At 70.5% G+C, this 14,602-nt stretch carries 16 protein-coding genes; 12 read left to right on the forward strand and 4 right to left on the reverse strand.

Annotated elements, in window-relative coordinates:
- Nucleotides 1–43: 43 nt before the first annotated feature.
- On the forward strand, nt 44–1,411 hold the full coding sequence (locus AC07DC_RS11820) for an FAD-binding oxidoreductase (protein WP_478914233.1): 1,368 nt from the start codon (nt 44–46) through the stop codon (nt 1,409–1,411).
- 22 nt (nt 1,412–1,433) lie between these two features.
- On the opposite strand, the gene AC07DC_RS11825 is transcribed toward AC07DC_RS11820, so the two are convergent.
- Nucleotides 1,434–1,907 (reverse strand): SsgA family sporulation/cell division regulator, encoded by a 474-nt coding sequence (locus tag AC07DC_RS11825; protein ID WP_478914615.1) that lies wholly within the window; start codon nt 1,905–1,907, stop codon nt 1,434–1,436.
- A 268-nt stretch (nt 1,908–2,175) separates the two neighbouring features.
- On the opposite strand from AC07DC_RS11825, the gene AC07DC_RS11830 reads away from it, so the two are divergent.
- Both AC07DC_RS11830 and AC07DC_RS11835 read left to right on the forward strand, forming a co-directional pair.
- Nucleotides 2,176–3,504 carry an RDD family protein gene (locus tag AC07DC_RS11830; protein WP_478914234.1) on the forward strand — a complete coding sequence of 443 codons (1,329 nt, stop codon included), beginning with the start codon at nt 2,176–2,178 and terminating at the stop codon, nt 3,502–3,504.
- A gap of 85 nt (nt 3,505–3,589) precedes the next feature.
- Nucleotides 3,590–4,279, forward strand: a complete 690-nt coding sequence (locus AC07DC_RS11835) for an RDD family protein (protein WP_478914235.1) — start codon at nt 3,590–3,592, stop codon at nt 4,277–4,279.
- A 98-nt stretch (nt 4,280–4,377) separates the two neighbouring features.
- On the opposite strand, the gene AC07DC_RS11840 is transcribed toward AC07DC_RS11835, so the two are convergent.
- Nucleotides 4,378–4,602, reverse strand: coding sequence for a hypothetical protein (locus tag AC07DC_RS11840; protein WP_478914236.1), 225 nt, complete (start codon nt 4,600–4,602; stop codon nt 4,378–4,380).
- Between the two features lie 406 nt (nt 4,603–5,008).
- On the opposite strand from AC07DC_RS11840, the gene AC07DC_RS11845 reads away from it, so the two are divergent.
- Together AC07DC_RS11845 and AC07DC_RS11850 are read left to right on the forward strand one after the other, a co-directional pair.
- A complete protein-coding gene (locus tag AC07DC_RS11845; protein WP_478914237.1) occupies nt 5,009–7,381 on the forward strand; it encodes an immune inhibitor A domain-containing protein in 2,373 nt (790 codons plus the stop codon).
- Between the two features lie 68 nt (nt 7,382–7,449).
- Nucleotides 7,450–7,758, forward strand: a complete 309-nt coding sequence (locus AC07DC_RS11850) for a hypothetical protein (RefSeq protein WP_277438409.1) — start codon at nt 7,450–7,452, stop codon at nt 7,756–7,758.
- Between the two features lie 9 nt (nt 7,759–7,767).
- Here AC07DC_RS11850 and AC07DC_RS11855 read toward each other — a convergent pair whose 3' ends face one another.
- Both AC07DC_RS11855 and AC07DC_RS11860 read right to left on the reverse strand, forming a co-directional pair.
- Nucleotides 7,768–8,358 carry an isochorismatase family protein gene (locus AC07DC_RS11855; RefSeq protein WP_478914238.1) on the reverse strand — a complete coding sequence of 197 codons (591 nt, stop codon included), beginning with the start codon at nt 8,356–8,358 and terminating at the stop codon, nt 7,768–7,770.
- A 129-nt stretch (nt 8,359–8,487) separates the two neighbouring features.
- Entirely contained in the window at nt 8,488–9,816 is a 1,329-nt protein-coding gene (locus tag AC07DC_RS11860) for a nicotinate phosphoribosyltransferase (protein ID WP_478914239.1), read from the reverse strand.
- A 90-nt stretch (nt 9,817–9,906) separates the two neighbouring features.
- On the opposite strand from AC07DC_RS11860, the gene clpS reads away from it, so the two are divergent.
- From clpS to AC07DC_RS11895, 7 genes are all read left to right on the forward strand, one after another.
- The gene (clpS, locus tag AC07DC_RS11865; protein ID WP_478914616.1) at nt 9,907–10,221 is read left to right on the forward strand and encodes an ATP-dependent Clp protease adapter ClpS; all 315 of its coding nucleotides are present in this window, start codon (nt 9,907–9,909) and stop codon (nt 10,219–10,221) included.
- Entirely contained in the window at nt 10,221–10,760 is a 540-nt protein-coding gene (locus AC07DC_RS11870) for a DUF2017 domain-containing protein (RefSeq protein WP_478914240.1), read from the forward strand. The genes clpS and AC07DC_RS11870 overlap by 1 nt, the downstream gene beginning before the upstream one ends.
- Before the next feature lie 264 nt (nt 10,761–11,024).
- Complete coding sequence (locus AC07DC_RS11875; protein WP_478914241.1) at nt 11,025–12,494, forward strand: amino acid permease; 1,470 nt, start codon at nt 11,025–11,027, stop codon at nt 12,492–12,494.
- Between the two features lie 133 nt (nt 12,495–12,627).
- Entirely contained in the window at nt 12,628–13,038 is a 411-nt protein-coding gene (locus AC07DC_RS11880) for a M67 family metallopeptidase (RefSeq protein WP_478914242.1), read from the forward strand.
- A gap of 58 nt (nt 13,039–13,096) precedes the next feature.
- A complete protein-coding gene (locus tag AC07DC_RS11885) occupies nt 13,097–13,201 on the forward strand; it encodes a putative leader peptide (RefSeq protein ID WP_478914243.1) in 105 nt (34 codons plus the stop codon).
- Between the two features lie 108 nt (nt 13,202–13,309).
- Nucleotides 13,310–13,606 carry a MoaD/ThiS family protein gene (locus AC07DC_RS11890; protein ID WP_478914244.1) on the forward strand — a complete coding sequence of 99 codons (297 nt, stop codon included), beginning with the start codon at nt 13,310–13,312 and terminating at the stop codon, nt 13,604–13,606.
- The gene (locus AC07DC_RS11895) at nt 13,606–14,556 is read left to right on the forward strand and encodes a PLP-dependent cysteine synthase family protein (protein ID WP_478914245.1); all 951 of its coding nucleotides are present in this window, start codon (nt 13,606–13,608) and stop codon (nt 14,554–14,556) included. The genes AC07DC_RS11890 and AC07DC_RS11895 overlap by 1 nt, the downstream gene beginning before the upstream one ends.
- Nucleotides 14,557–14,602 lie beyond the last annotated feature (46 nt).

Raw genomic sequence — 14,602 nt, forward strand, 5'->3', positions numbered from 1 at the left:
GTCAGAGCTTCCCCGGCCACGGCCCGGGTGCCAGTCTGGAACCATGCGCGAACTGATCGAACGACTGCACGACGGACTGCCCGCCGACGCGATCCTCACCGACCGGGACGTCACCGTCTCGTACGCCCATGACATGGCGAGCTTCTCGGAGGCGGGCACCCCGGCGGTGGTGGTGCTGCCCCGCACCGTCGAGCAGGTGCAGCACGTGATGCGCACCGCGACCGCGCTGCGGGTGCCGGTCGTCCCGCAGGGCGCGCGCACCGGTCTGTCGGGTGCGGCGAACGCGTCGGACGGCTGCATCGTGCTGTCGCTGGTCAAGATGGACCGGATCCTGGAGATCGACCCGGTCGACCGGGTCGCCGTCGTCGAACCAGGTGTCGTCAACGCCGTGCTGTCGCGCGCGGTCGCCGAGCACGGTCTGTACTACCCGCCCGACCCGTCGAGCTGGGAGCAGTGCACCATCGGCGGCAACATCGGCACCGGAGCCGGCGGGCTGTGCTGCGTGAAGTACGGCGTCACCGCCGAGTACGTGCTGGGCCTGGAGGTCGTGCTCGCCGACGGCCGCCTGCTGAACACCGGCCGCCGCACCGCCAAGGGCGTGGCCGGCTACGACCTGACCCGGCTCTTCGTCGGCGCCGAGGGCACACTGGGTATCGTCGTGCGGGCGGTGCTCGCGCTGCGGCCCGCCCCGCCGCGGCAGCTCGTCCTCGCCGCGGAATTCCCGTCAGCGGCCGCCGCCTGCGCCGCCGTCTGCGACATCATGGCCCGCGGCCATGCCCCCTCGCTGCTGGAACTGATGGACTCCACCACCATCCGGGCGGTCAACGACCTGGCCCACATGGGGCTGCCGGAGACCACCGAGGCGCTGCTGCTGGCCGCCTTCGACACCCCCGACCCCGCCGCGGACCTCGCGGCGGTCGGTGAGCTGTGCACGGCCGCCGGCGCCACGCAGGTCGTCCCGGCGGAGGACACCGCCGAGTCCGAGATGCTGCTGCAGGCCCGCCGGCTGGCCCTGGTCGCCCTGGAGCGGGTCGGCACGGCGACGATGATCGACGACGTGTGCGTGCCGCGCACCAAGCTCGCCCCGATGATCGAGGGCGTCGCCGCCATCGCGCGGAAGTACGAGCTCACCATCGGCATGTGCGCGCACGCGGGCGACGGCAACACCCACCCCATCGTCTGCTTCGACGGGGCGGACGCGGACGAATCGGCACGCGCCCGCGAGTCCTTCGACGAGATCATGGCGCTGGGCCTCTCCCTCGGCGGGACGATCACCGGCGAGCACGGCGTCGGCCTGCTGAAGAAGGAGTGGCTGGCCCGGGAACTCGGTCCGGTGGGAGTGGAGTTGCAGCGCGGCGTGCGGCAGGTCTTCGACCCGCTCGGCCTGCTCAACCCGGGCAAGCTCTTCTGAACCCCCGCGTTCCCCCGGGCCCTCACACTTCGGGCGACTCGTCCGTCACCGTCCATGGATCGCGCAGCCACAACTCGTCCCGGGTCGTCGGGGCCAGCAGCTCGTTCAGCCCGTCGTCCATACCGAGCTGCTCGGCTTCGGTCCCCGGCGGCACGACGCGCAGGGTGCGCTCCAGCCAGGACGCCACCGGCGAGGACGGCGCCTCCAGCAGCGCGTTGCCGTCCGGGGAGCTCAGCGCCATGCAGATCACGCTGCGCCCGTTGACCTTCGTCGGCCAGATGCGCACATCCCCGTGGCCGCACGGCCGGAACACCCCCTCCACCAGCAGCTCGCGGGCGAACGTCCAGTTCACCGGGGCGTCCGAGCCCACGTGGAAGGTGATGTGCACAGCAAAGGGATCATCTGTGCGATAGGCCAGCCGGGCCGGCACCGGGATGCTGCGCTCCGGGGACAGCACCAGGTTCAGTTCCAGTTCGCGTTCCACCACGGTCTGCATCGAGTCGTCGTCCTTTCCTTGGCGGGCGGCCCCTTGCGGTGCTGCGCAGCGGGTGCTGCGCGGGGCCCGCACCAGGAGAGAGCGCATACAACCCCAACCATTACGCGACTTCTCGGAATCGCGGTGAAAATTACTGAAGGGCCCGCGCGGGCCGCTCCCACCCGGTAAGGGTGTGTGGTGTGCGGTACCGCGGACCCGGCGAGTCCGCCTGTCTGGTAGATGTGGACACTGCACTCCCCTGGCCGAATAGATACGGACCTCACGAACCATGAGCTCACCCATCTCTGGCTCCTCCGGTTCCTCCGGTTCCCCCGTTCCGGGGTACTACCCGGATCCGTCGATCCCGGGCTACATCCGGTACTGGAACGGTGCCGCCTGGGTACCGGGCACCAGCCGCCCCGCACCGCGGGCCGGCGAGGAGCTCGCCCCGCCGCCGGGGCAGGACAGCGGCGGCCGGGGAACGCCCGGTCCGGGAGCACCTGCCACGGTCTCCGGGCGCGGTACGGGCACGCCCGCCGTCGAGGAGTCCGGCGTCATGTTCTTCGACGAGGACCCCGTGCGGGCCCCGGAGCCGGCGGCGTCCGACGGGCGCGGCTCGGCCGCCGCCCCGGTCTGGTCGGCCGCGCCCACGGTCGAGCCGCCCCGCACCACCTGGGGCGCCGGGGAGCAGCGTCCTGAGCAGTCCGACCCGGACGCCAACCTGCCCGCCACCCGCGCCGCGGTCGCCCCGACCGGCACCCCCGCTTCCGGAACCCCGTGGGGCACCCAGCCGCAACGCCCGCAGCCGCAACAGCCGCAGACCCAGCAGGCGCAGACCCAGCCGCCGCAGCAGTCGCTGCCCCAGCAGCAGGCACAGCCCGGCGCGGGTGCGGGTCCCGACGCGCGGCGCGCCGGTTCCGCGCCCCTCGCGCAGGCCGCGCCCGCGCCCTGGGCGCAGCAGGTCCACGAACTCGCCCGGCAGGGCCCCGGCGCGACGGGTCCCGGCACCGGCACGAGCGGCGGCACGGGCGGCGGCGGTGTCGTCGCCGTACCGGGCCAGCAGGGCGAGGCGGCCGGCGTGGTGCCGTGGCGGCCGCCGGTGAACGACCCGTTCGCGTCGATGGTGCAGGAGCAGGGCCGGCCCGCCGGGCTCGGCCGGCGCTTCGCCGCCCGGCTGCTCGACACGCTCGTCGTCCTGGCGGCGACCGGCGCCGCGGCCGTACCCCTCGGCACGGCCGCGTACCACCACCTCAAGGAGAAGGTGGACGAGGCGCGGCTGACCGGCGAGACCGTCACCGTCTGGCTGATCGACGGCACCACCGGCGTCCAGCTGGCCATCGTGCTGGGCGTGGGCCTCGTCGCCGGGCTGCTGTACGAGGCGCTGCCCACCGCCAAGTGGGGCCGGACGCTGGGCAAGAAGCTGTTCGGGCTGCGGGTGGTCGACATCGAGTCGCAGCTCGCCCCCGGCTTCGGCGCCTCGCTGCGCCGCTGGCTGACGCACACCGTGCTCGACGCGCTCGTCGTCGGCGTCGTGGGTCTGGCGTGGTGCATGTTCGACCGCCCGTGGCGGCAGTGCTGGCACGACAAGGCGGCCCGTACGTTCGTCGCCCGGCAGTAACAGGCAGCGGTGCCGCTCCGTTCGGGGTACCCCGAACGGAGCGTGCCGGAAGGCGCGTCCGCTTCCTGCGGGTTTCACTCGGTTCATGAGTACCGATCAGCCGACGCCGGGATCCGGTGACGACCCCTTCGCCAAGCCCCCCCAGGACAGCGGCCCCGGTACGCCCGGCGGCTCACCGCACGGTCAGCAGCCTCCGCCGTATCCGCCGCCGCAGGACGGCGGCGGCAACGACCCCTACAGCGGCAATCCGTACGGCGGCACCCCGCCGCCGCCCGGTGGCACCCCGTACGGCGGCGAGCCCTACGGCGGTGGTGGCGCGCCCGATCCGCTGGCCGGCATGCCGCCGCTCGGGGACGTCGGCAAGCGACTGCTCGCGCGGATCATCGACTTCATCCTCGTCACGATCCCGGTCGCCCTGCTCGACTGGGCGTTCGGTGGCATCCAGACCGACACCGACAACATCGACTACGGCACGTCGCTCGTGACGTCGCTCGTGGGCGCGGTCCTCTACATCGGCTACGAGTGGTGGATGACCAGGTCCACGGGGCAGACCCTGGGCAAGAAGTGGCTGGGTCTGCGGATCGCGATGCTGGACAACGGCGGTGTCCCCACGTCGTCGGCCGCGCTGATCCGCGCCTGCGTGTTCTGGCTGCCGACGCTGTTCTGCTGCCCGTGCCTGTGGATCGTGCTCATCGGGATCCTGCTGCTGCTCGACAAGCCGTACCGGCAGGGTCTGCACGACAAGGCGGCGAAAACCGTGGTCGTCTCCGCATGACGGTCCGCCCCGGCCGCCGCGACCCGTCCCGGTGGTCCCCCCGTCCGCACGTGACAGCGGCCCCGGAGCTTCACCGCTCCGGGGCCGCCGTCCACCGCTCAACGGCGCAGCGAGTGCTCGCTGACGCGGGACTGCCCGGAACTGTGCACCCGCGGGCGGGGCATGGGCGCGGGCACGGTCCGGATCGGCGTTCGGCTGCGGGCCTTGGCGCGGGCGGTCAAGGGGATCGTGGTCGTCACCGCGACCAGCACCCCGAGCAGCAGCCCGGCCGCCGCGATGATGACGACACTGATGCCGGAATGAGCCTCGGACAGCAGGAGCATCGCAAGAGTGGACAGGACAACGGTTGCGGAACCGTATGCGAGTTGCGCGGGGGTAGGACGCGGCATGGCGTGATCCGTCCTCGAATACGTCGATTAAGTCGCAGTGTCGGAAGGGGCGGTGAAGAGCTTCATGCGTGGGCGCCGGCAACTGACTCTACGGATCGACATGCCCGATGGGAACCGGTGGTAAGCGTGACCTAACCCACGGTGGGGGAGCATAGGGGGGCGCACGGAATCTCGACCCGGTCCACCCGTCTCAACTGGCAGACGGTCCACCTGGGTTGATGTCCGTTATCCGGACCTCCAAAGCCGCTGAACGTACTGGTCTGCCATGAGCAAGTCAAGACCTGTCTTTTCTCCCGGCACTTCGATGCAATGGCATCTCCCAAGGGGAGGTCAAGACATCTTGAAGAATCTTCGCAGCAACATCAGACCCGCCACCCTCGCGGTGGCGCTCCTCGCACTCGGTGCGATGGCGATGCCCGCGACCATGGCCGCCGCCGCCCCCGCGGCGGGCAACGGGGCGCAGGCGAGCCACGATCCGATGCAGGCGCCGACCGGCAAGGCGCCGGCCGGCACCAAGGCCAAGGTCGATGACGACCGTATCGGCCCGCTCGGGCGCGAGCAGGCGGTACGCCGGCAGGACGCCCTGCAGAAGGTGATCGCCGGGGACCTCACGGTCCAGGACAGTGGCCGCTCCAAGGTCGCCAAGCTCAGCGCGGGCAAGTACGTCGAGTTGAGCCGCGAGAAGACCGACAAGATCTTCGTGATCCTTGCCGAGTTCGGCGACAAGGTCGACCCGCAGTACGGCGGCACCGTCGGCCCGCTGCACAACCAGATAGCGGCGCCCGACCGTTCCACCGACAACAGCACTGCCTGGCAGGCGGACTACAACGCGCAGTCCTTCCAGGACCTCTACTTCTCCCACGACCCCAAGAAGGAGTCGGTGGCGAAGTACTACGAGAAGCAGTCCTCCGGCCGCTACTCGGTCAACGGCGAGGTCTCCGACTGGGTCAAGGTCGACTACAACGAGGCCCGTTACGGCAACAACAAGTGCGGCGCCACCAACTGCGCCACCGTCGAGGACCTGGTCCGCGACGGCACCGCGCAGTGGGCCGCCGACCAGAAGGCCAAGGGCCGCACCGCCGCGCAGATCAAGACCGACCTGGCCCAGTACGACCAGTGGGACCGCTACGACTTCGACCACGACGGCAACTTCAACGAGCCCGACGGGTATATCGACCACTTCCAGATCGTGCACGCGGGCGAGGACGAGTCCGCCGGCGGCGGCGCCCAGGGCACCGACGCGCTGTGGGCCCACCGCGGTTACGCGTTCCAGGGTGACGAGGGCTTCTCCGGCCCGGCCGGCAACCAGCTCGGCGGCACCCCGATCGGCGACACCGGCATCTGGGTCGGCGACTACACGATGCAGCCGGAGAACGGGGGCCTGGGCGTCTACGCCCACGAGTACGGCCACGACCTCGGCCTGCCCGACCTGTACGACACCACGTACATCGGCGAGAACGGCACCGCCTTCTGGTCCCTGATGTCGTCCGGCTCCTGGCTCTCCAACGGCACCACGGACATCGGGTCGCTCCCCGGTGACATGGACGCCTGGGACAAGATGCAGCTCGGCTGGCTGAAGTACGACTCGGCCAAGGCCGCCAAGTTCTCGACGCACAAGCTCGGCGTCGCCGAGTACAACACCAAGGACCCGCAGGCCCTGGTCGTCACGCTGCCGTCGAAGAGCGTCACCACCGCGATCACCACGCCCTTCGCGGGCACCAAGCAGTGGTGGAGCGGCGCCGGCAACGACCTGCGCAACACCCTGACCCGCCACGTCGACCTCACCGGCAAGACGTCCGCCGCCCTGTCCTTCAAGGGCTGGTACGACGCCGAGGACGGCTACGACTACCTCTACACCGAGGTGTCCACCAACGGTGGCGTCAACTGGGCCCCGATCGACGGCACCGTCGACGGCCAGCCCATCACGCGCAACGGCAGCGGCCGCCCGGCCATCACCGGCACCTCCGGCGGCTACAAGGACCTGAACTTCCCGCTTGACGCGTTCGCCGGCCGGCAGATCGAGCTGCGCTTCCGCTACCGCACCGACGGCGGCGTGGCGCAGAAGGGCTTCGCGGCCGACAACCTGACCATCACCGCCGACGGCGCGGCTGTCTTCACCGACGGCGCCGAGGGTGACGACAACGGTTGGACCGCGAACGGCTTCTCCCGCGCCGAGGCGTCCTTCACCAAGGACTACCCGCAGTACTACATCGCGGAGAACCGCCAGTACGTCAGCTACGACAAGGTCCTGAAGACCGGTCCTTACAACTTCGGGTTCGGCGCCGCCGCACCGAAGAAGGTCGAGCACTACGCGTACCAGAACGGCCTGCTGATCTGGCTCTGGGACACCTCCCAGATGGACAACAACGTCGGCGAGCACGCCGGCCACGGCCAGATCCTGCCGATCGACGCCCACGCCAAGCCCGACGCCTGGGCGGACGGCGCGCTGTTCCGCAACAAGATCCAGTCCGCGGACTCGGCCTTCGGCTGGTACCCGACCGACGCCACGACCGTGCACAAGAACGGCGTCGCCACGACGATCAAGTCCAAGCCGGGCGTCCCGGTCTTCGACGACCGTCACGGCACGTACTGGTACGACACCAACCCGTACGGCAGTGTCCAGGTGCCGAACACCAATACCCGCATTTCGATCCTGTTCGACTCCCCGAACGGACAGAACACGATCGTCGCGGTCAGCCCTGCAGGTCGCTGACCTGCGTTAACCCAGTGTTCGGCCCACGCCCTCTGGTGGGCGGGGGCCGATCACCGGATTATGTGGGCATGGCAGTCGGTGGATTCACCAAGCTTCCCAATGGCAACGTCGTCGTCGCTCTCAAGCTGCCCCACCCGGGCGGCGCGGAGGACAGCGTCCGCGTCATCGTGCACGCCCAGAACCGGCAGCGGGCGCTCACCCGGCTCCGGAACCTCGGCTTCCGGGCGGCCCGGCTCAGCGGCAACACCGAACCGCCGACCCCGGACGAGATCACGGCCGTGCTGCACCATCCGGACGGCCTGGTCTGGCGGCACTCCGCGTCCGGCTCGGAAGAGCTCTGGCAGCCCTTCCGGGCCACCCACCGCCGCGCGGGCTGAGCGGGCCGCTCAGGCCCCGACGGCGGGCTTGCCCGTCAGCCGGACGCCCGCGGCGAGCAGCTCGGCCAGCGCGCTCTCCGTGGTCGCGGGGGAGACCCCCGCCGTCAGGTCGAGCAGGACATGCGTGACGAAGCCCTCCCGGGCCGCGTCCAGGGCCGTGGCGCGCACGCAGTGGTCGGTGGCGATACCGACCACGTCGACCTCGGTGACACCGCGCTCACGCAGCCATTCGGCGAGCCCGGCGCCGTTCTCGTCCAGGCCCTCGAAGCCGCTGTAGGCGGCCGAGTACGCGCCCTTGTCGAAGACCGCGTCCACGGCGCCGGAGGCGACCACCGGCGCGAAGTTCGGGTGGAACCCGACGCCCTCGGTGCCCGCCACGCAGTGCACGGGCCAGGACCTCACGAAGTCGGGCCGGTCGGAGAAGTGGTCACCCGGGTCGATGTGGTGGTCACGGGTGGCCACCACATGGCGGTAGACGGCCGTGGCCTGCCCGACGAGATCGGTGATCGCGGCGGCCACGTCCGCGCCGCCGGACACCGCGAGGCTGCCGCCCTCGCAGAAGTCGTTCTGGACGTCCACGACGATCAGTGCGCGGTGCATTCGCGGTCCTCTTCGGTCGGCTGGCCGCCGTGCGGGGACAGGCGGCACGCGTCGAGCGTAGGGACTCGGGCCCCGTTCCGCGACACTCCCGGCACGGAGCGCGCTCCCGGCCCTGTCACGCCCGCCACGTCACACCAGCTCCGTCGGGAGCACCGGCTCCCCGCGGGAGAGCTGCGAGGCCGACAGCGGCAGTCCCGCGCGCGCCTCGATGTGGCGGGTGCGGGCCGCCTCCAGCGGCTCGCGACCGACGATCTCCCCGCCGCGGACCAGCCGCGCCAGCAGCTGCCGGTCCTTCAGCGCCTCGGGAACGGGCCCGGTGCCGACCACCTCGGCCTCCGCGACCCCGTCCTCGTCCAGCCGCCGGGCCGCCCACTTGCGGCCGCCGACGCTGCTCTTGGCGCCCATCGACTTCTTGGCGACGGCCACCATCGGGGCGTCCGGCTCGTTCGAGGTGGCCCTGGAGACCAGCTTGTAGACCATGGAGCAGGTGGGGTGGCCGCTTCCGGTCACCAGCGACGTGCCGACGCCGTACGCGTCGACCGGTGCGGCCGCCAGTGAGGCGATGGCGTACTCGTCGAGATCGGACGTCACCACGATCCGGGTGTCCTTGGCGCCGAGGTCGTCCAGCTGCTGCCGCACCCGGTGCGCGAGCAGCAGCAGGTCGCCGGAGTCGATGCGGACCGCGCCCAGCTCGGGCCCGGCGACCTCGACGGCGGTACGGACCGCCGACATCAGGTCGTAGGTGTCCACCAGCAGCGTGGTGCCGCGGCCCAGCGACTCGACCTGCGCGACGAAGGCGTCCCGCTCGGTGTCGTGCAACAGGGTGAAGGCGTGCGCGGCCGTGCCGATCGTGGGCAGCCCGTAGCGGAAGCCGGCCGCCAGGTTGGAGGAGGACAGGAACCCGCCGACGTACGCGGCGCGCGAGGCGGCGACCGCCGCCAGTTCGTGCGACCGCCGGGCGCCCATCTCCATCAGCGGCCGCCCGCCCGCCGCGACCGCCATCCGGGACGCGGCCGCCGCGATCGCGGAGTCGTGGTTGAGGATCGACAGGATCACCGTCTCCAGGATCACCGCCTCGGCGAAAGTGCCCTCCACCCGCATGATCGGCGAGCCGGGGAAGTACACCTCGCCCTCCGGGTAACCCCAGATGTCGCCGGTGAAGCGGTACCCGGCCAGCCACTCCAGGGTCGGCCCGTCGACCACGTTCTCGCGGGCGAGGAAGTCCAGCACATCGGCGTCGAAGCGGAAGTTCTCCACCGCGTCCAGCACGCGCCCGGTGCCGCAGACGACGCCGTACCGGCGCCCCTCCGGCAGCCGGCGGGTGAAGACCTCGAACACCGAGCGCCGGTGCGCCGCCCCGCTGCGCAGCGCGGCCTGCAACATCGTCAACTCGTACCGGTCGGTGAACAGTGCGGTGGACGGTACGGCCACCGGCAGCCCCAGATCTGCAGCGCTCATGGAACGGGATAGTACCCCGACTACTCGTCAGAGTGACGATTTCTCTGCGCTTCCGCGTCCATTTGTGCGAAGCACCGCCGGAGCGGCAGCATTGGGGAGGTGATGAGTGTCGCCCCTGTAGAGATCGAACGGCCCGAGTCCACCGAGGCTCCGTTCGCGGTACCCGACCCTGATGTCCCCTGGGTGACCTTGGTGCACAACGACCCCGTCAATCTGATGAGCTACGTGACGTACGTCTTTCAGGCCTACTTCGGGTACTCCAAGGACAAGGCCGTCAAACTCATGAAGGACGTCCACCACAAGGGCCGCGCCGCCGTCTCCAGCGGCACCCGCGAAGAGATGGAGCGCGACGTGCAGGCAATGCACGGCTACGGCCTGTGGGCGACCCTGCAGCAGGACCGCTGATGGCCGGCTACTTCGAACCCGCCCCGGGCGGCGGCGCCGTCATCTCCCTCGACACCGTCGAGATCTCCATCCTGCGCAGCCTGACCGTGCAGTTCCTGGAGATGATCGGCCCCGGCCCGGGGGAGGAGCCGGTCTCCGACGACCCGCTGGCCGCGCTGTTCCCGCCCGACGGGCCGACCAAGCCCCCGACCGATCCCGCGCTGGCCCGGCTCTTCCCGGACGCGTACGAGGACACCGCCCAGTCCTCGGAGTTCCGCCGCTTCACCGAGAACGACCTGCGCACCCGCAAGCGCGAGGACGCGCTGGCCGTCGTCCGCTCCCTCGACGCCGCCGCCCCCGAGCTGGTGCTCGCGCCCGACGACGCGCGCCGCTGGCTCGGCGCCCTCAACGACCTGCGGCTGACCATCGGCACCCGGCTGGAGGTCACCGACGAGGACACCGAGCTCTACCGGCTGCCGGACGACGATCCGCTCAAGCCGCTGGTGATGGCCTACCTGTGGCTCGGCGGTCTGCAGGAGACGCTGATCGAGACGCTGTGACCCGCCGGCTTCGCTCAGCGGACGCTCAAATCCGGATAACGATCATGTCACCGTGATCGTCCGATATGCCGCTTCACTTCACCTTCGGGGCGTTTTCCCGGTGGCCTGCGTCACATTCTCCTTTCGCGACGGCGTCTCAGCCCGTGGTACTAATTCCGACCACTGGCCGGGACGCCATCCCTGTTCCGCCAGGCGCCGAGCCGGCCGATCGCCGGCTCGCAACTCCACTGTCCGGGGGGATATGGAGAAAGGCGCACCACCACCATGCCGACGGAACACACCCGACACGGGGCCGCCGCAGCCGACGCGGCCACCGCGCCCGTCACCGAAGAGGGCTACCAGCGAGGGCTCGGCAGCCGGCAGATCCAAATGATCGCCATCGGCGGTGCCATCGGCACCGGCCTCTTCCTGGGCGCCGGCAAGGCCATCCATCAGGCCGGACCGAGCCTGATCATGATGTACGCCATCGCCGGCGTCATCATCTTCTTCATCATGCGGGCGCTGGGCGAACTGCTCACCTACCGCCCGGTCTCCGGCTCCTTCGCCGACTACGCCCGCGAGTTCCTGGGCCCGTTCTGGGGATTCGTCACCGGCTGGACGTACTGGCTGATGTGGGTGGTGACCGGCATGGCCGAGGTCACCGCCGCCTCGGTGTACATCACGTACTGGTGGAAGGACATCCCGCAGTGGATCTCCGCCCTGGTCTTCCTGCTGGTGCTCTTCGGCGTGAACCTCATCTCGGTGAAGGTCTTCGGCGAGGTCGAGTTCTGGTTCTCGATGATCAAGGTCACCGCGATCATCGGCATGATCCTCATCGGTATCGGCGTGCTGACCCTGGGGTTCTCCGCCGCCGGCGACACCGCCTCGCTCAGCCACCTGTGGGGTGACGGCGGGATCTTCCCCAACGGCGTCGGCAAGTCCCTGATGACGCTGCAGATCGTGATGTTCGCCTACCTCGCCGTCGAACTCGTCGGCGTCACCGCCGGCGAGGCCGAGAACCCCCGCGAGACGCTCCCCAAGGCCATCAACACGCTGCCCTGGCGGATCGGCGTGTTCTACGTCGGCGCGCTCGTCGTGATCCTCGGCGTCGTCTCCTGGACCGAGTTCCAGCCGGGCGTCAGCCCGTTCGTGGCCGCCTTCGCCAAGATCGGCATCCCCTTCGGCGCGGCCATCGTGAACTTCGTCGTCCTCACCGCGGCCCTGTCGTCCTGCAACTCCGGGATGTACTCCACCGGCCGCATGCTGCGCGACCTCGCCGTCAACGGCCAGGGCCCCAGGGCCTTCGCCAAGCTCAACTCCCGCCAGACCCCGGCCACCGGCATCCTCGTCTCCGTCGCCCTCATGGGCATCGGCGTGTGGATCAACTACGTCGACCCGGACGGCGCGTTCACCTACATCACGGCCTTCGCGACCGTCGCCGGCGTCTGGACCTGGGCGATGATCCTCATCTCCCATCTGCGCTACCGCGCGGCGGTCAAGGCCGGCCGCGCCGCCGAAGCCTGGTTCAAGGCGCCGGGCGCCCCGTACACCAGCTGGATCGCCCTGATCTTCCTGGCCGGCGTGATGGTCATGGTCGGCATCGACGACGACGCACGGATTTCGCTCTACAGCGCTCCGGTGTGGTTCGCGATCCTCGGCATCGGGTACGCCTGGCTCAAGCGGAAGAACCCGGAGGCGTTCGCCCCCAAGCCGCACGTCGCCCCGGAACCCGCACTGGCCGACGCCGCGCGCTGAGTCACCGCGCGCCGAAGCCACCACCTGCCGCGAATGCCCGCCCCCGCACCCCTGGGGCGGGCCTTCGTATGCCCCACCCGTCTCCCGCCACCACCCTTGTGGCGAGCGCTCCGCGCCCTGTTACTTTTTCGGCATGCTGACCATCCCGCAGGAGATCCACGACGCGATCGTCGCGCACGCCCGCGCCGACCACCCCGACGAGGCGTGCGGCATCGTCGCGGGACCGGAGGGCTCCGGCCGCCCCGAGCGCTTCATCCCCATGCTGAACGCGGCCCGCTCACCCACGTTCTACGAGTTCGACTCCACCGACCTGCTCAAGCTCTACCGCGACCTGGACGACCGCGACGAGGAGCCGGTGATCGTCTACCACTCGCACACCGCCACCGAGGCGTACCCGTCCCGCACCGACATCAGCTACGCCAACGAGCCCGGCGCGCACTACGTCCTCGTCTCGACCGCGGAGGAGTTCCAGTTCCGCTCGTTCCGCATCGTGGACGGCGTCGTGACCGAAGAAGACGTGCGGGTAGTGGCCTCCGGTGGCTGATGTCCGGATCGTGGGACGAGCGTCTCGGAGGTCCCCGGGGAATCGATACGATGAGCCCATGGTTCCCCACGACGTGAACAACAACCCGCCGGGCATGCTGCTCGTGGCGCGGCTGCACGTCGACCTCTGCCGCGTCGCCAGCGCAGCCTGTCCGCGCGCCTGAGCACTGCTGTCCCCCGCCACCGGCGCCGGGCACAGCATCCAGCACAGCACACCTGGCACGCCCGCACGCCCCTCCCGCCCGACGCCCGCATGTAAACGGAGCCCACCCATGGCCATCGAGGTCCGCATTCCGACCATCCTCCGCACCTACACCGACGGCGCCAAGGCCGTCGACGGTGCGGGCAGCACGCTCGACGAACTCTTCTCGGACCTCGAGAGCCGGCACACCGGAATCCGTGAGCGCATCGTCGTCGACGGCGGCCTGCGCCGCTTCGTCAACGTCTACCTCAACGACGAGGACGTCCGCTTCCTCGACGGCATCAGCACCAAGGTCACCGACGGTGACAGCGTCACGATCCTCCCGGCCGTCGCCGGCGGCTCCGCCGCCGAAACGAGCACTGTCTGATGCGCTACGACAGCCCGCTGGCGGCGGTCGGCAACACCCCGCTCGTCCGCCTCCCGCGCCTGTCCCCGTCCGACGCCGTCAGCGTCTGGGCCAAACTGGAGGACCGCAACCCCACCGGCTCGATCAAGGACCGCCCCGCGCTCCACATGATCGAGCAGGCCGAGGCGGACGGCCGGCTCACCCCCGGCTGCACCATCCTGGAGCCCACCTCGGGCAACACCGGCATCTCGCTGGCCATGGCCGCGCGCCTCAAGGGGTATCGCATCGTCTGCGTCATGCCCGAGAACACCTCCTCCGAGCGGCGCGAGCTGCTCGCGATGTGGGGCGCCGAGATCATCTCCTCGCCGGCCGCCGGCGGCTCCAACACCGCCGTCCGCATGGCCAAGGAGATCTCCGCGGAACACCCCGACTGGGTGATGCTCTACCAGTACGGCAACCCCGCCAACGCCGGCGCCCACTACGCGACCACCGGCCCGGAGATCCTCACGGACCTCCCCACCATCACGCACTTCGTCGCGGGCCTGGGCACCACCGGCACCCTCATGGGCGTCGGCCGCTACCTGCGCGAGAAGGTCCCCGGGGTCTCCATCGTCGCCGCCGAGCCCCGCTACGACGACATCGTCTACGGCCTGCGCAACCTCGACGAGGGCTTCGTCCCCGAGCTCTACGACGAGTCGGTCCTCACCACCCGCTTCTCCGTCGGCTCCGAGGACGCCGTCCGCCGCACCCGCGAGCTCCTCCAGCAGGAGGGCATCTTCGCCGGCGTCTCCACGGGAGCGGCCCTGCACGCCGCGCTCGGCGTCGCCGCCAAGGCGCACAAGGCGGGGGAGCGCGCCGACATCGTCTTCGTCGTCGCCGACGGCGGCTGGAAGTACCTCTCCACCGGCATCTACACCGCCCCCACCACCGAAGCCGCGGTCGAGCAGCTGCACGGCCAACTCTGGGCCTGACCGCCCCCGCGCGCCGCCGGCCGGCCCACCCGGGGGCGGCCGGTCG

This window comes from Streptomyces sp. NPDC045021 (genome assembly GCF_056432645.1).

Bases quoted from the DNA above. Each gene is read 5' to 3' on its own strand.
- AC07DC_RS11885 (WP_478914243.1), top strand. From the start codon at position 13,097: ATGGTTCCCCACGACGTGAACAACAACCCGCCGGGCATGCTGCTCGTG.
- AC07DC_RS11825 (WP_478914615.1), bottom strand. From the start codon at position 1,907: ATGCAGACCGTGGTGGAACGCGAACTGGAACTGAACCTGGTGCTGTCC.
- AC07DC_RS11860 (WP_478914239.1), bottom strand. From the start codon at position 9,816: ATGAGCGCTGCAGATCTGGGGCTGCCGGTGGCCGTACCGTCCACCGCA.
- AC07DC_RS11880 (WP_478914242.1), top strand. From the start codon at position 12,628: ATGCTGACCATCCCGCAGGAGATCCACGACGCGATCGTCGCGCACGCC.
- AC07DC_RS11870 (WP_478914240.1), top strand. From the start codon at position 10,221: ATGGCCGGCTACTTCGAACCCGCCCCGGGCGGCGGCGCCGTCATCTCC.
- AC07DC_RS11855 (WP_478914238.1), bottom strand. From the start codon at position 8,358: ATGCACCGCGCACTGATCGTCGTGGACGTCCAGAACGACTTCTGCGAG.
- AC07DC_RS11850 (WP_277438409.1), top strand. From the start codon at position 7,450: ATGGCAGTCGGTGGATTCACCAAGCTTCCCAATGGCAACGTCGTCGTC.
- AC07DC_RS11875 (WP_478914241.1), top strand. From the start codon at position 11,025: ATGCCGACGGAACACACCCGACACGGGGCCGCCGCAGCCGACGCGGCC.
- AC07DC_RS11820 (WP_478914233.1), top strand. From the start codon at position 44: ATGCGCGAACTGATCGAACGACTGCACGACGGACTGCCCGCCGACGCG.
- AC07DC_RS11895 (WP_478914245.1), top strand. From the start codon at position 13,606: ATGCGCTACGACAGCCCGCTGGCGGCGGTCGGCAACACCCCGCTCGTC.
- AC07DC_RS11835 (WP_478914235.1), top strand. From the start codon at position 3,590: ATGAGTACCGATCAGCCGACGCCGGGATCCGGTGACGACCCCTTCGCC.
- AC07DC_RS11890 (WP_478914244.1), top strand. From the start codon at position 13,310: ATGGCCATCGAGGTCCGCATTCCGACCATCCTCCGCACCTACACCGAC.
- AC07DC_RS11840 (WP_478914236.1), bottom strand. From the start codon at position 4,602: ATGCTCCTGCTGTCCGAGGCTCATTCCGGCATCAGTGTCGTCATCATC.
- AC07DC_RS11830 (WP_478914234.1), top strand. From the start codon at position 2,176: ATGAGCTCACCCATCTCTGGCTCCTCCGGTTCCTCCGGTTCCCCCGTT.